We start from the raw sequence: 18955 nt of genomic DNA, 5'->3' as shown, positions 1-18955 counted from the left end.
AAACACGTACGACTTTTTACAGCATCATTCGATAAGGAGCAAGAGCGTACATGAAAATATACGATAAGCCCCCCTTTTAACCAGAGCCAAAAAGCATTTCTTCCTAAGCTCCATCTCATAGATATTTTGGTGTGGTTACCCTTATTCTGAAATAATTTGGTTATTTTTGTATATAATTCAATTAATGTCCATAGAACATGCCATGAATAAGAAATCGCAGATACACAACAAGAACATCTAAATAATAAACAACATGAAATCAACACTTATCGTAGGGATCGGTGCCTCGCTTCTTACAGCCGGTATCGCAAAAGCCCAACAGAGACAAGACATTACACCTAGAACGCCAAACGTATTGTTCATCTATGCGGATGACTTGGGATATGGAGACTTGGAATGCTACGACGGCACGCAAGTGAAAACCCCGAATATCAACCGGCTCGCCAAGAACGGTATCCGCTTCACCAACGCTCACGCGACCGCCTCTACCAGTACGCCCTCCCGATATTCCATGCTAACCGGAGAGTACGCATGGCGCCGCCCGGGAACGGACATCGCCGCGGGAAACGCCGGAATGATCATACGACCGGAGCGTTATACGATAGCCGATATGTTCAAGAACGCGGGATACGCCACGGCCGCTATCGGCAAATGGCATCTTGGCCTAGGAGACAAAGCGGGAGAGCAAGACTGGAACGCCCCACTCCCCACCGCCCTTGGCGATCTGGGATTTGATTATTCCTATATCATGGCGGCGACGGCAGACCGCGTCCCCTGCGTATTCATCGAGAACGGGCAGGTGGCGAACTACGATCCGGACGCCCCGATCTATGTCAGTTACCAGCAGAACTTTCCCGGAGAGCCGACCGGAAAAGATAATCCGGAATTATTATACAACCAGAAGCCTAGTTTCGGGCACGACCAATCCATCGTAAACGGAATCAGCCGTATCGGTTACATGAAAGGTGGCGGCAAGGCGCTTTGGAAAGACGAGAATATCGCCGATTCTATCGTGACACACGCCATCGATTTTATCAAGGAGAATAAAGAGAAGCCTTTCTTCATGTATTTCGCCACGAACGACGTGCATGTACCCCGCTTCCCGCACGACCGTTTCCGGGGAAAGAACCCGATGGGCGTGAGGGGCGACGCTATCGAGCAATTCGACTGGAGCGTAGGCCAATTGATGAAAACATTGGATGAGATGGGATTGACGGAAAACACCTTGATCATCTTGTCAAGCGATAACGGACCTGTCGTAGATGATGGTTACGCGGACCGGGCCGTGGAGCTACTAGGCGATCATAAACCCGCCGGACCGCTTAGAGGTAATAAATACAGTGCCTTCGAAGGGGGAACCCGTATCCCGGCTATCGTACATTGGCCAAAGGAGATCAAGCAAGCCGCCGTATCAGATGCGCTAGTGAGCCAGATCGACTGGTTCGCCTCCCTTGCCTCACTGACGAATTCCCGTCTTCCGGAAGGAAGCGCGCCGGATAGCTATGATTATCTGGATACTTGGATCGGGAAAAGCAAGGAAGACCGCCCGTGGGTAATCGAGCAAGCGCTTAATAAGGCACTTTCCGTCCGTACGAAAGATTGGAAATATATCGAGCCGAGTGTAGGTTCCGCTATCATGGAATATGAGAAGATTGAGACCGGATATTCCCCCGAGCCTCAGTTATACGACATGACGAAGGTCTACGAGGAAGGAAACAAGGCCTTGCAACATCCGGAGATCGTTTTCCAATTGCAGGGAATCTTAAAAGGAGTTCGGGATCACACAATCAAGGCTAAATAATGGAAAGAAGAAACTTCATTAAATCATCCCTCGGAATCGGTCTGGGTGCGACACTTCCGGGGATGACGCATAGCAAAAGCGGGAAAGAGGCAGAGACCGCCGTCTCTCCCGCCATGCCCGTAAAGAGCGGTAAGCCGCATATCATCTTGATCATGACCGATCAACAACGGGGCGACGCCCTCGGCTGCATGGGAAACAAGGCGGTGATCTCACCGAATATCGACCGGCTGGCGCAAGAAGGCTCGTTGTTCGTGAGCGGATATTCCTCCGCTCCAAGTAGTACTCCGGGACGGGCCGGTTTATTGACCGGGATGTCTCCTTGGCATCATGGTATGCTGGGATACGGACGCATGGCCTTGAAGTATCGTTACGAGATGCCTCAGATGATGCGGAATCTGGGGTATTATACCTTCGGGATCGGTAAGATGCATTGGTTTCCGCAGAAAGCGCTTCACGGATTCCACGCGACCTTGATCGACGAGAGTGGCCGGGTGGAAAGTCCCGATTTCATCAGCGATTACCGGGAATGGTTTCAATTGCAGGCACCCGGCAAAGACCCGGATCTTACGGGTATCGGCTGGAACGACCATGCCGCCGGTGTCTATAAGTTAGACGAACGACTTCATCCTACGGCTTGGACCGGACAGACCGCTTGCGAGTTGATCCGGAACTACGACAACGACAAGCCCTTATTCCTCAAGGTATCATTCGCCCGCCCGCATAGTCCTTATGATCCGCCTCAACGTTATCTGGATATGTATAAGGACGCGGATATCCCGAAACCCCATATAGGAGATTGGTGCGGACAATACGCCGAGCCGAAAGATCCTCTCCAAGGAGCATCGGATGCCCCATTCGGTAATTTCGGGGATGCGTATGCCATAAACTCCCGTCGCCATTATTACGCCAATATCACCTTTATCGACGATCAAGTAGGGCAAATCATCCAGACCCTAAAAGACAAAGGTATGTACGACAATGCCCTGATTTGTTTCACGGCGGATCATGGCGATATGTTGGGCGATCATTATCATTGGCGGAAAACCTATCCGTACGAGGGTTCGGCCCATATTCCTTATATCGTAAAATGGCCCGCCGGTATATCCAAATCCATACCGGACGGAAGCAGCATAGAACAACCTGTAGAACTGAGAGACTTCTTGCCTACCTTTATCGATATCGCCGGCGGGTCGGTTCCTCCCGATATGGACGGGCGGTCTTTACTCAAGCTGATCCAAGGCCAGCAGGAACAATGGCGCCCCTATATAGACATGGAGCATGCCACTTGCTATAGCGACGATAATTACTGGGCAGCCCTTACCGATGGGAAGATTAAGTATATCTGGAATTTCCACAACGGAAGCGAGCAGTTGTTCGATTTACGGGAAGACCCGGGAGAGACACATAACCTTAGTGAGGACGCAGCCTATCAGAATAAGTTGTCCGAATTACGCAAGATGATGGTAGAGCATCTGTCCGAGCGAGGAGACTCATTCGTGAAAGACGGTAAATTGATGACTCTCGATACGACCCTATTGTACAGTCCCAATTTCCCGAAATAAGGGACGAGCGAGCCTCGTCCCTACAGTATCTTACGTTTTTTACCTTTTTTTTATCGCGGAATGGATGTATCTTTGCCCAAGAAACTAGAAGAGACTCAACTTAATGCTAGGAATCGTTAGTAAAGGAATCATTATAGGTGTATTGGTTTCGGCCCCCATGGGCCCCATCGGTATGCTCTGTATACAAAGAACACTAAATAAAGGACGTTGGCACGGGTTCGTCACCGGATTAGGGGCCGCTCTATCCGACGTGATTTATGCGGCACTGACTTGTCTGGGCATGGGAGTTGTGGTCAACTTCGTGGAGGCGAACCAAGCGCCCCTGCAATTGATCGGAAGTATCGTTCTCGGCATTTTCGGGTATTATATCTTCCAAAGCAACCCGACTAGGAACCTAAAGAAACACCGAGAAAAAAAATTATCGTTCACCCAAGACTTTATTACAGCTTTTCTACTTACCTTTAGCAACGTGTTAATCGTCTTGCTCTATATCGGATTATTCGCCCGGTTCGGTTTCGTGTTACCGGAACATTCGTTTTGGCTGCTGGTATTGGGCATTGTTTGCATAGGGTTAGGGGCCGTTCTTTGGTGGTTCGGCATAACATATATTATTGGAAAACTGAGAAAATGGTTCAACGTTAGAGGTATTTGGTTACTGAACCGGATCGTGGGCTCTGTCATTATCGTATTGTCTATTATCGGTGCCCTATCGGTTTTATTGACCTCCTACTTACAATGGCCTTTACTTCAAATCTATAGTTAAAATGAAAAGACTGAAAGTTCCTGTTATCCCCGTTCTGGATGTACTCGATATAACATCCATAGAACCGATTCTTGAGGTGCAATCCCAACGTGAGTTCCTCACCCATGCCAATTGGCATGAGTATCCATATAAGCCGATCACCGCTTTTAATATAGCCCGGACAGAGAAAAATCTATATATACGATATAGCGTGCAGGGTAATTCGCTAAAGGCGTCTTATGAGATGGACAATTCCTCGGTCCATAAGGATAGTTGCGTGGAGTTCTTCATGAAAAAGGAAGGTGACTCGCATTATATGAATTTCGAGTTTAATTGTATCGGGACTTGCGATGCCGCCCGCCGTACCTCACGGGATATCAAGACGTCGCTTTCGCAAGAAGAGTATAAAAGCATCATAAGACTCCCATCCGTGAGAAGAAGGGCATTCGAGGAGATTAAAGGTATTCATACATGGAACTTGATCGTAGTCATACCACTCAAGTTGATGGGGTTAGATCCTAGTAATCTGCCGGAGAAAATACTAGGGAACTTCTATAAATGCGCCGATGAGACAATGAATCCGCATTTCGTAAGTTGGAGTCCGATCGACCTTCCCGAGCCTAATTTCCATTGTCCTGAATTCTTCGGGGAGATCTACCTGTAGTATAGACGTAGCGTGCTGCATGCAGCACGCTACGTCTATACAGGCAAGCCTATGGCTATTTATTATTCTTACCTAGTTTCAGCTCAATGACGAAGGCTATTATCAAGCCGATTCCCCCGAACAAAAGAACCGAAGCCCCATAAGCCGTACCCGCTACCTCATGCCTGTACCAACCATCATCATAATAAGAATTTGTCGCCATACACATATTAATAATAAAGCCTACCAACAAACCTAATCCGATTCCCGCCAAAAGGCACCCGGCCTTTAAGCTACTGAACGAGAAGTTTCGCATGTAGTTAGGCAGTCCCAATTTACCATCGAAAGCAGAGGCATCCAGTTTATCACCGATCTTCTCGATAATCGCCAAACGTTCCCTCTTGCGAACAAACAACTCAAATAATCCGTAAATACCTGCACAAACGATTCCGACAACTAGCGGAACAGAAATAAAATCCATCATAACTGTATAATTTTAATTGATTCATTCATATTGTTTGCTAATTTGACGCAACAGTTTCCCATAGGTTACACCTCCGGGCTGAAAAATATTTTTTATTTTTGTTACCGCAAGTTGTAACCTATTTACCCGGCTTGCGTCCATTAAGTACAATGGAATTGTATACCGATACATATTACATACAAAGGATACAAGCAGGGGACGTGGCATGTTTCGCTTGCCTTTTGGACAAGTATAGCCGTCCGATTCACTCGTTGATCCTCAAAGTGGTACGAAGCCAAGAGGAGGCTGAGGAGTTGGCGCAAGATACGTTTATGAAGGTATTCAAAAACCTAGCCTCATTCAAAGGGGATTGTAGTTTCTCCACATGGATTTACCGGATTGCCTATAACACGGCGATATCATCGGTCAGGAAGAAGAGATATGAGTTTCTAGCGATTGAGGAGACTACACTTGAAAACGTATCGGAGGAGGAGGTCACGAACCTGTTCGGACAAACCGAATCCACGGAACAGGTTCAAAGATTGGAAGTCGCCCTTGAACAACTTCTACCGGACGAACGGGCCTTGATCTTGCTCTTTTATTGGAAAGAAAAGACAATAGAAGAACTGGTCTCTATCACCGGCTTGACCGCCTCGAATATTAAAGTCAAGCTACATCGCATCCGAAAAAAATTGTTTGTATTATTAAAAGGAATGGATCATGAGTAAGATAAACACAAATAAGGAACAACCCGATTTATTGGGGGATTTATTCAAACGCATACCGGAGGAGGAGCTTCCCGCCTCGTTCCGTTCGAACGTAATGCGACAAATCATGCTTGAGTCCGCAAAGGCGAAGAAACGTGACGAACGGTTCAGCCTGTTAGCGGCGATCGTGGCCTCGCTTATCATGATTTCCCTTGCGATCGTATCTTTCGTATATATGGAGATACCCAAGATAGCCGTCCCCACAATAAGCACATCGGCCTTGGCTTTCTATTTATACATAGGGGCCATCACGCTCATACTTCTATTGGCGGATTATAAATTGAGGAATCTATTTCACAAGAAAGGATAAGCACGAAGCGAGCTCCGTCCGTATACGAGGAATCTATGGACAAGGAACCATTCAGCCGCTCGGCGATCAAAAGACAGATAGAAAGTCCTAAACCCGCACCGGGTTTGTAATCATCCAGCTTCTCAAAGCGATTGAATACCGCAGCTTGTTTTTCAAGGGGAATACCGGCACCCGTATCCGTAACGGCTATGTATACCTTTTCCCGATCCGGCGCAAGTTGGAACGATAGGTTAATCTCATATTGCTCATCCAGCAGGGCTTTATATTGTTCCAAGATTCGTTCCGTCAACGTATATTGTTTCGTTCGGACACTACTTTCCAATTGATAAGAAGTTAACCGGATTTTAGTATCCATGATATCGGGAACATCTTTTATATCCTTCAATAAATCCAAACCTTCCTGAAAAGAGACTACGGCATCGCTATCCCTACGGATACGTTGGTAAACCATTCCTAAATCACGATAGGCCCGCAGTAAACCATAATCGTTCTTACTATCCCGGGCCAGATCCATATATCGCATGGCCCTATCCATAGCCAACTCATAATTGCCGGACCATAGATAATCCTGACAAACCAAGCTACCGGATAAAAACAACCCTCTGGGACTCTCATGCCTTTTTGAGGCCAACGAATCCAATTGCCCCACCCAATATAATAGGCTATCTCTATTTTCCACATTATAATAATAACGACTCAAGCCAGCCATCGCATCGTACACGATCCCGATGGAATCCAAAGGCATCGCGATATCGATTATCTCTTTCAACGCCGGTACCTCCTCCGGCAATTGCCAGTACAAGCCGATTAATTCTTTAAGAAGGGGTATCTTATCCTGAGGTTTTTGGATACGTGATAAAGATTGGCGTATGCTATCCGCACGAAATTTACTCACGGCATTCTGCGCACTTGTGCCCACCGCAAACAAAATCCACACTATTCCTATAAAAGTATTGACGCTGGACTTTCTTAAAAATCCTCTACTCATTGATTTATCGCTTACAATTCGCAAACTTACAAAATAAATATCAATAAAAATCAACAGCTTTCCGTAATTACAGCCAACACGGCCCAAATGAATGTTTTTACCCCTCAAAACTCTTGTCAATCAGAAAAAAAGCATTACCTTTGCCCCGATTTTTGAGAGATGACAACATAAAGTCTAACTTACTAATTAAAACAAACTTAGTATTAACAATTAAAGAATGGAAAATTTAAAAAACATCCAGCCGGTTGAAGATTTCAACTGGGACGCTTTCGAGCAAGGCGAGACTTACACCGAAGTAAGCAAGGACGATCTTGTAAAAACGTATGACGAGACCCTGAACACGGTAAAAGACAAAGAAGTGGTTATGGGTACCGTTACTTCTATGAACAAACGTGAGGTTGTTGTAAACATCGGTTTCAAATCTGACGGTGTTGTTCCTATGTCCGAGTTCCGTTATAACCCGGATTTAAAGATTGGTGACGAGGTAGAGGTTTACATCGAGAGCCAAGAAGACAAAAAAGGACAATTGATCCTTTCACACAAGAAAGCACGCGCTACACGTTCTTGGGATCGTGTTAACGAGGCTCTTGAAAAAGACGAAATTATCAAAGGTTACATCAAATGTCGTACGAAGGGCGGTATGATTGTCGACGTATTCGGCATCGAAGCGTTCTTGCCGGGTTCTCAGATCGATGTGAAGCCGATCCGCGACTACGATGTATTTGTAGGTAAGACTATGGAATTCAAGATTGTTAAGATCAATCAAGAATTCAAGAATGTTGTTGTATCTCACAAGGCTCTTATCGAGGCTGAGTTGGAACAACAGAAGAAAGATATCATCTCCAAATTGGAGAAAGGACAGGTATTGGAAGGAACTGTCAAAAACATCACTTCTTACGGTGTATTCATCGACTTGGGTGGCGTAGACGGTTTGATCCACATCACAGACCTTTCTTGGGGACGTGTTTCTCATCCGGAAGAAATCGTTCAGCTTGACCAGAAGATCAATGTTGTTATCTTGGACTTCGACGACGAGAAGAAACGTATCGCTCTTGGCTTGAAGCAATTGACTCCGCACCCATGGGATGCTTTGGATACGAACTTGAAGGTTGGTGACAAGGTTAAGGGTAAAGTTGTCGTTATGGCTGACTATGGCGCATTCATCGAGATCGCTCCGGGCGTAGAAGGTTTGATCCACGTTTCAGAGATGTCTTGGACACAGCACTTGCGTTCCGCTCAAGACTTCATGAAGGTTGGTGACGAGATCGAGGCCGTAATCTTGACTTTGGATCGTGACGAGCGTAAGATGTCTCTTGGTATCAAGCAATTGAAGGCTGATCCTTGGGAAAACATCGAGGAGCGCTTCCCGGTAGGTTCTCGTCATGCGGCTAAGGTTCGTAACTTCACAAACTTCGGTGTATTCGTAGAAATCGAGGAAGGTGTTGACGGCTTGATCCACATCTCTGACTTGTCTTGGACGAAGAAGATCAAACATCCGTCTGAATTCACTCAGATCGGAGCAGAGATCGAGGTTCAAGTATTGGAAATCGATAAGGAAAACCGTCGCTTAAGCTTAGGCCACAAGCAATTGGAAGAGAATCCTTGGGATGTATTCGAGACAATCTTCACGGTTGGTTCTATCCACGAAGGTACAATCATCGAAGTATTGGATAAGGGTGCCGTTATCTCTTTGCCTTACGGCGTAGAAGGTTTCGCTACTCCGAAGCATCTTGTAAAAGAAGATGGTTCTCAAGCTCAAGTAGATGAGAAACTTTCATTCAAGGTAATCGAGTTCAACAAGGAAGCTAAACGTATCATCCTTTCTCACAGCCGCATCTTTGAAGATGAGCAAAAAGGCGCTAAGGCAACTTCTGAAAAGAAGGCATCCTCAAAACGTGGTGGTAAAAAAGAAGAGGAATCTGGAATGGTAACCGGTCCGGTTGAAAAGACTACATTAGGTGACATCGAGGAATTGGCTGCTTTGAAAGAAAAACTTTCTGGTAAGTAATTGATCCTTCTTTGAGATATAATAAAAGGAGATATCTGATTCAGGTATCTCCTTTTTCTATGTTATTCCTACTGCGGCTTATTTAAGAAAAGCATTCTTCCGTGACACGTGTCTCACATGGCTCGGAAATACCCAACAAATCATTGATCTCCTTTCTTTTCTCTAAATCCGTAAAATAAGCCTCTACAACTTTATAAATATCAAAACCTCCCGTAGAACCGGCTGCCAAGTTTAGTGACTCGACTAATTTACCTGTAGCTTTATGAATCTCAGCTTGTTTCAGCAAATGAAATTCATTCCCGTGAATTAATTGATTCTTTCCCATGATGTTCCAATTTTAGGTTATACAATATATTACAAAGGATTTCTATTCCTGTCCTAAAGATACAAATATCTTATATATGACCTAATACTTTTATCTATTTTTAAATCGGTTCATCTATTTTATCAGTCGAAAGGGGAAGTATATCTCTACATTCCATTAATTTTGCCAGAAAACTAAAATGAAAAAGTTAGTAATATTCGATCTTGACGGAACATTATTAAATACGATCGCGGATTTAGCCCATAGCACGAACCATGCGTTGCGGCAAAACGGCTTTCCGACACATGACGTAAAGGAGTATAACTTCTTCGTAGGAAACGGCATCAACAAATTATTCGAACGTGCGTTACCCGAAGGTGAAAAGACGGAAGAGAATATACTAAAGGTAAGGGAAGAGTTCTTGAAGCATTACGATCTGCATAACACAGATCGCAGCGTTCCCTACCCCGGTATCCCTGAGTTATTAGCCTTGTTGCAGGAAAGAGGGATAAAACTGGCGGTCGCTTCTAATAAATATCAAGCCGCTACCCGTAAGCTCATCGCCCATTTCTTCCCTTCCATACAATTTACGGAGGTTCTCGGACAGCGTGAAGGAGTAAAGGCGAAGCCAGATCCCAGTATCGTCAATGAGATCGTAGAACGAGCGAGCATATCCAAAGAGTACGCTCTTTATGTCGGTGACTCGGACGTAGACATGCAAACCGCCATCAACAGCGAAGTGACCTCCTGTGGGGTAACATGGGGCTTTCGCCCTCGTACGGAATTAGAGAAATACGCACCCGATCATATAGCGGAAAAGGCAGAAGATATACTCAAGTTTATCTAAAAGACGACCTAAGCCTGTCGTGCGAGGCAATCCTTCCCGTTCTTGTCTCGCACGCTTGTCCTTAACCTGAATTACTAATATTTCCTAACACATATTCCATCCAGCTCTCACAGCCCTTAGAATACAAGTTATCCCTAACATCACCTCAACCGTATTTGCAAAAAAGTATTAGACCTACAAACAAAAACATCCAATAGCGGTTATTTTTCAAGGTATCATTTAAACCAAACTTTAAAAAACGCCAAAACGAGACCTATATTTCTGTAATATTATACCAAACAACCACTAGATAAATATAGTAAAAGACGAAGTTATAATTTTACATAAGAAACATAGACAAAAAGAATGTCGGGAAATATTAAAAAAATAGTTGAGCCGAATAGTGGTATTGATTATTCTTTGGAGAAGGACTTCAAGATCTTTACACTTTCCAAAGAACTCCCTATTACCACTTACCCTTCTTATATAAGATTAGGGATTGTCATCTATTGTGTAAAAGGAAACGCTAAAATTGATATCTATTCCAACAAGCACATTATAACCCCCAAAGAGCTCATCATCATCTTGCCGGGGCAATTGGTCGCATTAACGGACGTTAGCGTAGATTTCCAAATCAGATATTTCACGATCACGGAATCCTTTTATACTGATATATTAAGCGGTATCAGTCGTTTCTCGCCACATTTCTTTTTCTATATGAGGCAACATTACTATTTTGAGATGGAAGACGTGGAAACTCTTTCCTTTGTAGACTTCTTTGAATTACTTATAAGAAAAGCCGTCGATCCGGAAAACCAGTATCGAAGAGAGTCGGTCATACTCTTACTTCGCATATTATTCCTTGATATATATAATCATTATAAAATCAATTCTTTAGACAGCACGGTAACGATAGATGTACACAAGAAAGAACTGACCCACAAATTCTTTCAATTGGTCATGAGTAATTACAAAGTGAACAGAAGCGTGACGTTCTACGCGAACTCTCTATGCATCACCCCTAAATACTTGACCATGGTTGTTAAGGAGGTAAGCGGCAAATCCGCCAAAGATTGGATTACGGAATATATGATCCTAGAATTAAAAGGATTACTCACCAACTCTACCTTGAATATCCAAGAGATTGTTGAGAAGACGCAGTTCTCGAACCAATCCTCGTTGGGACGCTTCTTTCGGAGGCACACGGGCTTATCGCCTTTGCAATACAGGAAAAAATATTTAACAACAGAGCAAAGAACAAACTTCTCAAAAAATAATACGATATGAATAAAAGTCAGCTAATCGAGGAATTATCGAAAAGAGTCGGTAATGACAAAGAAGAAATCCGGTACATATTGGAAGAACTGAATAACATCATCTTAGAGAAAACGAGAGCCGGAGAAAAGGTATGTATACAGGGTTTCGGTGTTTATACTCCCCGCTTGCAGACAAGCAGGTTGGCTAGAAACCCGAAAAGCGGAGAGACTTTAATGTTGATCCCCAGAACCATTGTCCATTTTAAGTGCGCGCCCAATTTGGTAAAAGAGATCAATAAATGAAAAATAAAGGGTCGGCTCCATCAGGAACCGGCCCTTTCGTTATACCTATTAATGACATACCAAAGACAACTTTCTATAATCTACATCAATATTTGTCGAGCATATTTCACGCAAGTGCCTACCTCTTTCACGGAGTCAGACCAAGGCTTGATATCATATTCCAGTTCTATATCGCAATAGATAGGCCATTTCTCTTGTTTGATCAACAAGAGCACGTCTTCCAACGGCATCTCCCCTTGTCCCCATACTTGATTCGTATTCGGCTGGTCCCCTGTCGTAGGCCCCGTCTTGTCTTTCAAGTGGATACTATAGATCCGATCATGATATTTCTTGATCATCTCATTCGGATGGATACCTGTAGAGCCAAAGAAGTGGCCCGCGTCAAAATTCAACATAATAGAAGGAGAGACCGCTAAGATCGGATCGCAACTAAAGCCTTCTTCGGCATATTGCATATGATTATGGAAAGCCATATACATCCCATGCTTCTCGGCAAATGGAGCGACTCTTTTCGCCGTCTCCAAATTAATCTCGTCCGTCACGGCTTTAGCGCCCATGGCCTTGGCTACCTTGAACGCATAATCGATTTCCTCGTCCGAACCCATACGGGAAGGTTCCATCTTCACGATATGCGCCGATATTCCTGCTTCGTTCAATAACTTACGGGCACCTTCCACCTTCGATAGATCCAGCCCGAGACGCCACGCTTTCACCTCTTCCTTATATTTATCGATCTCAGCCTGCTGCTCCGGAGTAAACTTCGGGGGACCCATCCGACGAGGAGCCGCAGGTTTCTCACCCGGTTTCGCCGCGGGTTGAGGAGCTTGCTGACGGAAGAATTTCATCATCGGATTCTCCGGAGCTCCTAAATAAGCTTCCAGATCACCTCCCATCAACTCAATGGAACTGATATTCGCCTCTTGGCAATACTTGATGATATTCTCCAATCCACCCGGCATGGAACGCCAACTATAAGTGATCGTGCCGATTTGCACGCCACCGAACTTCGAGTTAACCTTGCCTGCCTCCGCCGCCGTATCAACCGGAGCGGGAGCCGCCACACTCTTCCCCGTACAAGAGAAAGCACTCGGAAGGAAAGACGCGGCCGCCAAAGCAGCGACCGATCTTCCTAGAAACTCACGTCTGGACTGACCATTGTTCACATCTTTATTCATAACCATTCAATTTATAAATTAATCTTAACCCTTAGAAGAAAGTCCCTTACAGGCTCCAGCCTTTACGATACTCATAGTGGAAATAATCGTTCGCTTCCGGACAATTCGTGATTCTCATATTCTCTGCGTCATATTCCAACGTAAGATCCAACCGTTGCGCGGCGACAGCGACATTCGTCAGCAACATAATCTCCGTCAATTTAGCGGATACCTCAAAATCATTAGCGGCTTTGCGACCTTCCTTTATCGCCTCGATAAAATCCACATAAATATTACTCGGTCGCTTTAATGTCTTCGCCGGAGCTACGAACCCCGGTCTTTCCGGTATCAGTTGCGGCTCCGCTCCATGGGTACCATGCATGATCAGACCTTTATCGCCTATATAAAGCGCTTCCCTTAACTGGCGGTTCGGTTCCAACTCCGCCGGACGAGCCGGTTTTATACCCCCATCACTCCAAGTTACCTTTACCGGAGGCATATTCCCACGAGCCGGGAACTCATACGTCACGCATTCCGATTGTGGCAGATAGTCCTTATTGTAAGGGGTGGAAGTAGCTTGTATTTTCGTGGGCATACCCAAATTAAGCGCCCAAATCGGAGCGTCGAAGGTATGAGCTCCCATATCCCCCATAGCGCCTGTACCGTAATCCCATAATCCACGCCAAGCGAAATGAAGCATCTCCGGATTATAAGGTTTATCAGGGGCCGGACCCAACCATACGTCATAGTTAAGATTAGACGGTATATCCACTCCCGCCGGACGATCAAAATAACCTTGGCGCCACATCGGACGGTTTGTCCACAAATGAACTTCCCTTACGTCACCGATCACACCACCTTGAATCCATTCGACCGTCTGCATAGTCCCTTCAATATTATGCCCTTGGTTACCCATCTGGGTAACAACACCGGTTTGCTTTGCCAGATCCCTCAAAAAGCGGGTCTCATAAATCGTCTTAGCCATCGGCTTTTCTACAAATACATGCTTACCTGCTTTCATCGCATAAGCGGCAATAACCGCATGGGTGTGGTCCGGAGTACCGATCAATACCGCATCGATCTCTTTCTCCTTGTCGATCATTTCCCGGAAATCGGTATACTTCTTCGCTTTCGGGTATCCCGCTAAGATATGTCCGGAGTAATCGTGGTCTACATCACATAGCGCATAAATATTCGCATGCTTAAACGATTGTTTCTCCGCATCTCCCATTTGCACAGGATTATCCGACGCTCTTCGTTCCCGTCTGGGTGGCTGGATGCCCGCATAAGGTTGCATCAGCATACCGCCTCCACCAAAAGATCTCCTTTTAATAGGTACATCCGGAGTAGCGATATTCTGTATATCGCCACCACCTTGGCTACCCACACCGATACCGGCCAAATTGACCATATCGCTAGGTGCCGTATAGCCCGGTCCACCCAAAACGGAACGAGGTACGATTGTAAACGCCGCCGCTGCAGCTACTGTACCTAAGAACTCCCTACGTGTGAAGTTCACCGAATTCTTGTCAGACATAGTGTTACTCATAGTATTAAATTTAAAGTCGAAAAAAAAATATATATAGTAAAACACAACTTCGCTTCCTCGTGCGAAACAACGAGAGCGAATATAGGGAGGAGCAGTAAACCATGAGTTAACGAACGCTAAACAAGGCATTAACCTAGGGCTAATTTAAGGCAAATTTCATATCCGCACAAAGCATAATTCACGCAATAACAGCGACATAAATAAATCAAGAAATATTTATAAAAATCTTCGATAAGTCAGAGGCATAGCACCTGCCTCCCTATTCGAAAGGATCGCTATCAGTGGGGTGCATACATTTGTCACTGTAATGCCAGAGGAGTGCCACACGGATGGCACAGGCATGCCATAACGGTGGCACGGTCTTGCCACAACGATGGCACAGGTGTGACAATAGCGATGGCACAGTCCTGCCAATGAGCAGGCACACTATAATATTACTGGGGAGATTGCTGACTCATCAGCGAAGACGGTACGACCTGCTCAAAAGAAGAGGGGAAAGCCTCGCCATACATCTCTTGGTATAAAGCGCAAAAGCGGTCGTACACATAACGGGCCAATTTGAAGTTGTTCTGGTAAATCAAGGCTTTGATCTTATAGAGCAAAGCCTCCTCGTTGCAAGGATCGTTCAGAAGGATCTGGTCTGCTATCTGGATCACCCGATCCGCCTCATCCTCGATCGAGTAAGTGTCGATAAAGCGAGACAAGACATCCACCGTACTATTACAGATATAACTTTTAAAATCATCCATCCAATCAAACGATTCCCCTTTGAACACTTCTCCTTTGCTGATAATATCATAGAAATATTCAAAGTCCGGCTGAGTCCGTACCCGTTTATCTTTCAGCCAATCCAAACAAGCCAAATAATCGCAATAGACATCTTCCGAAAGCTGGAGAATATATCGATTCGCGTTAAATAGAACCTCGACCGTATCGATACGTTCCAATATCTTCCGGAGTTTCAATATAGATACGCTTCGAAGGCTCTTCGTACTTTTCGAGGGGTTGTCATTCCCCCAAATCATCCGTGTCAAGTCCTTGCTCGATATCCCGAAACCTCCACGGGAAGAGTGAAGCATAATCAAGATAAACAGCTGTTTTAATTTTGGGGTAAATAGAGAGGTTATATCATTTCCATCCCGGTCCAACACATAGAACTCTCCAAACAATCGGATATAATTGCGCAGAACCGGAACCTCCTCAATCTCCTCCGACATCTCTCGCGAAGAACGATCCGGCTCCTCGATTCCTTCCTCGATTCCCTCCTCCGCAACCGTTCCCGCATCAGCCTCATCCTGCCTTGGCTTTTCTTTCACCTTCCGATAGCCTAGATAAGCTATCGAGACCAGAGCCATCAAAATCAACCCAATTCCAAGGACATCCAACCAAGTAATCGCATTCGATATATGTAAATCTAATAACTGGTTGCTCAATCCCAATATCTCCTTATCGCTCAACACACGAGACCAAATACAAAGATTATCCAGCACACCCACGAAGTTCGAGGACTGGCTGAAATTCACGAAACCGACATATAAGCTATCACTACCCAGATAAGCCGGACGATCAAAAGAGATCGCGTCCAGTTTTCCATTTACGAATATAGCCTGCTCCCCATTCCGCTTATTATACCGCCATACGACATTATACCATTTACCCGGCTCGATCTCCGTGTTACCAACCAGATCGTTGTTAAAGAATCCCATATACGGTTTCCGGTTCCGTATCAGTAGATGCAACGCTTGTTGATAAGTACTGTTCTTAGCTCCCAGAATACAATAATCCTCCTTCTCCGGCAGGTACTTAGGTATTTTCAACCAAACGCCGACAGTGAAATCATGATCCCGCATATGAAGTTCCGAAGCGGTCGGTAAATCCACACGGGCCTGATTCTCCAAGGAAGCGACCTGTCCCCGTATAGGGTCCTGAATAAACTCGACATTCCTAGATACCGTGAGATTATGATTGGACGAACCATCTTTCTCATCGCCCTCAAACGGTAAATAAATCTCTATATCCTCGTCAATCCGCAAAGGTCTAGCCTTAAAATCGCTAGCGAAAGCCTTCCTTTGGGTACCGGAGATATAAACCGTAGCCGGCTCTATCCTATAGCCCGGAGAGATCGGGGAAAGCATCAACTCGGCTCCGGGCTCTAGCGGAAAGCAATATTTACCCGTCGTATAATTAGACATCCCATCCCAATTCACGTAGTTAAGCAACTCATTGTTATTCGTAACCGCGCCGTAAATGATATCGAAATTCCGGAAAGTAACCAACGAGACATCCAACCATGCGTAATACTTATCTACTAACACAAAATTGGGAACCCTTCCATCCCGGATCCACGCTCTTTTAAACGATTCTATTAAATAGGGTGTCTGCCGGGCTAAAGCCGAGATATCATTACTATTTCCCCGGGAAGTCTCCAAGAACTTATATCCGGTAAATAAAGACAAATTCTTTTTCAGCCGCTCATCAAAACTCTCAACCCCTTCCGGTTGATTTCCCCAATCAGCGTCCGTATGCTCCACAAAATCCCTCATATTATGCAACCATGAAGGACTGTTCAAATGTTTCTGAACCTCGAAAACGACCAGTCGCTTTCCGGAACTCAACATATCCTTCAGGGATGGCCATCCGTTTTTCGTATCATACTCAAGTACATACTCCATCAAGCCTATTTCCTTAAAAGAGGATTCCAGCTCCATCTCTACATAGAAATCGAGGAAAAGCGTCATAACCTTAGTGGAGTCCGCATCCAAGGCCGTCTTAATGGCTTCCAATGATTCACTAAAAGGAGTAAACGTACCATCAGGTTTCCTTAGTAACAATACATTTGTCTCCGTATCCCGCTTCAAATAGAAATAAAAGCCTTCGATCTGCTTCCGCAATAACTCGTCCAAAGAAAGTTTTTCCGGGGAATTGGAGGATAGACAAGAATAATTAGATAGGATGTAGACGCTCTCGTTATATAAAAGACCGGCCTCTACATCCTCTTGACGTTGAGAAACCAGACGTTGTGCCGAAAGTAATTCCGGCAGGGTGATTATAAGGCTAACAATTAAACATATATAACGAAACCACGCTATCATCGTATACAATATCTTAATTATAAGATCATCCAAAAATAAAGCTTTAATATGACATGACAATGTTTTTAGATTATTATCTTCGCATCAAAATAAAGCGAAGTCATATGGACATACTAGAAATAACGCGAAAGCAAGATCCTCTCTATCCTACCTTTGAGCAAATATATACGGCAAGTTTCCCTCTATTTGAGCAGCGAACAGAAGAACAACAAGAACAGGCCTTCCAATCTCCCAACTATCATCTAGAGGTTTATCTGAAAGATAACCTCTTTATTGGCTTTATCTCATACTGGGATTTTAGCACCTATGTATATATCGAACATTTCGCCATTCATGAGAACTTCAGAGGACAAGGCTATGGCAGCTTATTACTGGAGGATTTTAATAAACGCCTGAATAAGATCATTTTATTAGAGATCGATCCTATCATGGACGAGGTATCAGCTAACCGGTTAAAGTTCTACAAGAAATGTGGTTTCTTTGAAAACAGTTACGACCACCTCCATCCTCCTTATAGAAACGCCTATCAAGGACATGCGTTAATCATCCTGACAACAGAGAGGCCAATTACTGAAGATGAGTATATCCAATTCTGTTCCGACTTGCGGAATATCGTCATGGCAAATTAAGATATAAATATCAAAGCCCCGATCGTTTCTTCGATCAGGACTTTATTTAATATCACCAGAAGCCGGAAACAGGAACTAAGGAGGACAACACCCTTCTTTTCGTAAATTTTCGCATACATCCCGAATAACCGCATATGGCTTTTTATCATAGCCACTGTCAAAAAACTTTTCCATGGCTTCGACTGTATCCAGATAAAGCCATGCTCCTTTCTTCAAGCAAATCAATCTTACGAAACGTGCCTCTATCAGTTTCTCTAACTTCATATAGGCTAAAGTATCATAAAAATATTTCACCAAACGTCTCGCCTCGTCATACTCAAAGGCTTTCGGCAAATTATTTTTCATATCACTCTCCCATTGTTCCAACCGATATACCCCCCGCTTTATATCTTTCAATTTACGTAAAGCCAATTTCATATCCTCCTTCGCGTATTGCGAGATAAAGAACAGATACATATCCGAGGTATTTTTAGTGGTAGCCTGTCTTAAAGCATAAAGAGACAAAAGCACACTTAATACACTAACCACCAAAGCTGTTATATTCCATATATCTTCCAT

General features: G+C 44.6%; 18 protein-coding genes. 11 read left to right on the top strand and 7 right to left on the bottom strand.

All coding sequences use genetic code 11. The features are described 5' to 3' along the window. Positions 1-253: 253 nt before the first annotated feature. From DWY79_RS04665 to DWY79_RS04650, 4 genes are all read left to right on the top strand, one after another. Complete coding sequence (locus DWY79_RS04665; RefSeq protein ID WP_022192541.1) at positions 254-1801, top strand: arylsulfatase; 1548 nt, start codon at positions 254-256, stop codon at positions 1799-1801. Next, complete coding sequence (locus tag DWY79_RS04660; protein ID WP_005861155.1) at positions 1801-3363, top strand: arylsulfatase; 1563 nt, start codon at positions 1801-1803, stop codon at positions 3361-3363. Before DWY79_RS04665 ends, DWY79_RS04660 begins: the two co-directional genes overlap by 1 nt. Before the next feature lie 103 nt (positions 3364-3466). After that, positions 3467-4126 (top strand): LysE family translocator, encoded by a 660-nt coding sequence (locus DWY79_RS04655; protein ID WP_005861153.1) that lies wholly within the window; start codon positions 3467-3469, stop codon positions 4124-4126. 1 nt (position 4127) lies between these two features. After that, positions 4128-4769, top strand: coding sequence for a carbohydrate-binding family 9-like protein (locus tag DWY79_RS04650; RefSeq protein ID WP_005861151.1), 642 nt, complete (start codon positions 4128-4130; stop codon positions 4767-4769). A 55-nt stretch (positions 4770-4824) separates the two neighbouring features. On the opposite strand, the gene DWY79_RS04645 is transcribed toward DWY79_RS04650, so the two are convergent. After that, entirely contained in the window at positions 4825-5232 is a 408-nt protein-coding gene (locus tag DWY79_RS04645; RefSeq protein WP_008780672.1) for a DUF6249 domain-containing protein, read from the bottom strand. A 149-nt stretch (positions 5233-5381) separates the two neighbouring features. Here DWY79_RS04645 and DWY79_RS04640 point away from each other — a divergent pair, with 149 nt between their 5' ends. Continuing rightward, complete coding sequence (locus DWY79_RS04640) at positions 5382-5939, top strand: RNA polymerase sigma factor (protein ID WP_036615402.1); 558 nt, start codon at positions 5382-5384, stop codon at positions 5937-5939. Next, positions 5932-6288: a hypothetical protein gene (locus DWY79_RS04635; RefSeq protein ID WP_005866723.1), complete on the top strand. Its 357-nt coding sequence runs from the start codon at positions 5932-5934 to the stop codon at positions 6286-6288. Before DWY79_RS04640 ends, DWY79_RS04635 begins: the two co-directional genes overlap by 8 nt. On the opposite strand, the gene DWY79_RS04630 is transcribed toward DWY79_RS04635, so the two are convergent. Further along, positions 6233-7276, bottom strand: coding sequence for an ATP-binding protein (locus tag DWY79_RS04630; protein WP_121962104.1), 1044 nt, complete (start codon positions 7274-7276; stop codon positions 6233-6235). The genes DWY79_RS04635 and DWY79_RS04630 overlap by 56 nt on opposite strands. A gap of 217 nt (positions 7277-7493) precedes the next feature. Between DWY79_RS04630 and rpsA the strand changes: the two genes are divergently transcribed. Then, positions 7494-9284, top strand: a complete 1791-nt coding sequence (gene rpsA / locus DWY79_RS04625) for a 30S ribosomal protein S1 (RefSeq protein WP_005861137.1) — start codon at positions 7494-7496, stop codon at positions 9282-9284. 82 nt (positions 9285-9366) lie between these two features. Here rpsA and DWY79_RS04620 read toward each other — a convergent pair whose 3' ends face one another. Beyond that, the gene (locus DWY79_RS04620; RefSeq protein WP_005861135.1) at positions 9367-9609 is read right to left on the bottom strand and encodes a hypothetical protein; all 243 of its coding nucleotides are present in this window, start codon (positions 9607-9609) and stop codon (positions 9367-9369) included. A gap of 178 nt (positions 9610-9787) precedes the next feature. Between DWY79_RS04620 and DWY79_RS04615 the strand changes: the two genes are divergently transcribed. From DWY79_RS04615 to DWY79_RS04605, 3 genes are all read left to right on the top strand, one after another. Further along, on the top strand, positions 9788-10435 hold the full coding sequence (locus DWY79_RS04615) for an HAD family hydrolase (RefSeq protein ID WP_008773910.1): 648 nt from the start codon (positions 9788-9790) through the stop codon (positions 10433-10435). 345 nt (positions 10436-10780) lie between these two features. Next, the gene (locus DWY79_RS04610) at positions 10781-11701 is read left to right on the top strand and encodes a helix-turn-helix domain-containing protein (RefSeq protein WP_122368934.1); all 921 of its coding nucleotides are present in this window, start codon (positions 10781-10783) and stop codon (positions 11699-11701) included. Further along, positions 11698-11973, top strand: coding sequence for an HU family DNA-binding protein (locus tag DWY79_RS04605; protein ID WP_005866712.1), 276 nt, complete (start codon positions 11698-11700; stop codon positions 11971-11973). The genes DWY79_RS04610 and DWY79_RS04605 overlap by 4 nt, the downstream gene beginning before the upstream one ends. Positions 11974-12053: 80 nt before the next feature. Here the strand turns inward: DWY79_RS04605 and DWY79_RS04600 are convergent, their stop codons facing one another. From DWY79_RS04600 to DWY79_RS04590, 3 genes are all read right to left on the bottom strand, one after another. After that, entirely contained in the window at positions 12054-13148 is a 1095-nt protein-coding gene (locus DWY79_RS04600) for a sugar phosphate isomerase/epimerase (protein WP_009276440.1), read from the bottom strand. Positions 13149-13194: 46 nt separating this feature from the next. After that, a complete protein-coding gene (locus DWY79_RS04595) occupies positions 13195-14664 on the bottom strand; it encodes a Gfo/Idh/MocA family protein (protein ID WP_010185273.1) in 1470 nt (489 codons plus the stop codon). Positions 14665-15110: 446 nt separating this feature from the next. Further along, complete coding sequence (locus tag DWY79_RS04590; RefSeq protein WP_008778476.1) at positions 15111-17801, bottom strand: LamG-like jellyroll fold domain-containing protein; 2691 nt, start codon at positions 17799-17801, stop codon at positions 15111-15113. 71 nt (positions 17802-17872) lie between these two features. On the opposite strand from DWY79_RS04590, the gene DWY79_RS04585 reads away from it, so the two are divergent. Beyond that, the gene (locus DWY79_RS04585) at positions 17873-18397 is read left to right on the top strand and encodes a GNAT family N-acetyltransferase (RefSeq protein ID WP_048927923.1); all 525 of its coding nucleotides are present in this window, start codon (positions 17873-17875) and stop codon (positions 18395-18397) included. A 75-nt stretch (positions 18398-18472) separates the two neighbouring features. On the opposite strand, the gene DWY79_RS04580 is transcribed toward DWY79_RS04585, so the two are convergent. After that, entirely contained in the window at positions 18473-18955 is a 483-nt protein-coding gene (locus tag DWY79_RS04580; protein ID WP_005861117.1) for a hypothetical protein, read from the bottom strand.

Source organism: Parabacteroides sp. AF27-14 (assembly GCF_003635425.1).
GTDB classification, from domain to species: Bacteria; Bacteroidota; Bacteroidia; order Bacteroidales; family Tannerellaceae; genus Parabacteroides; species Parabacteroides distasonis.
This window is presented reverse-complemented; position numbering and strand designations above follow the sequence as displayed.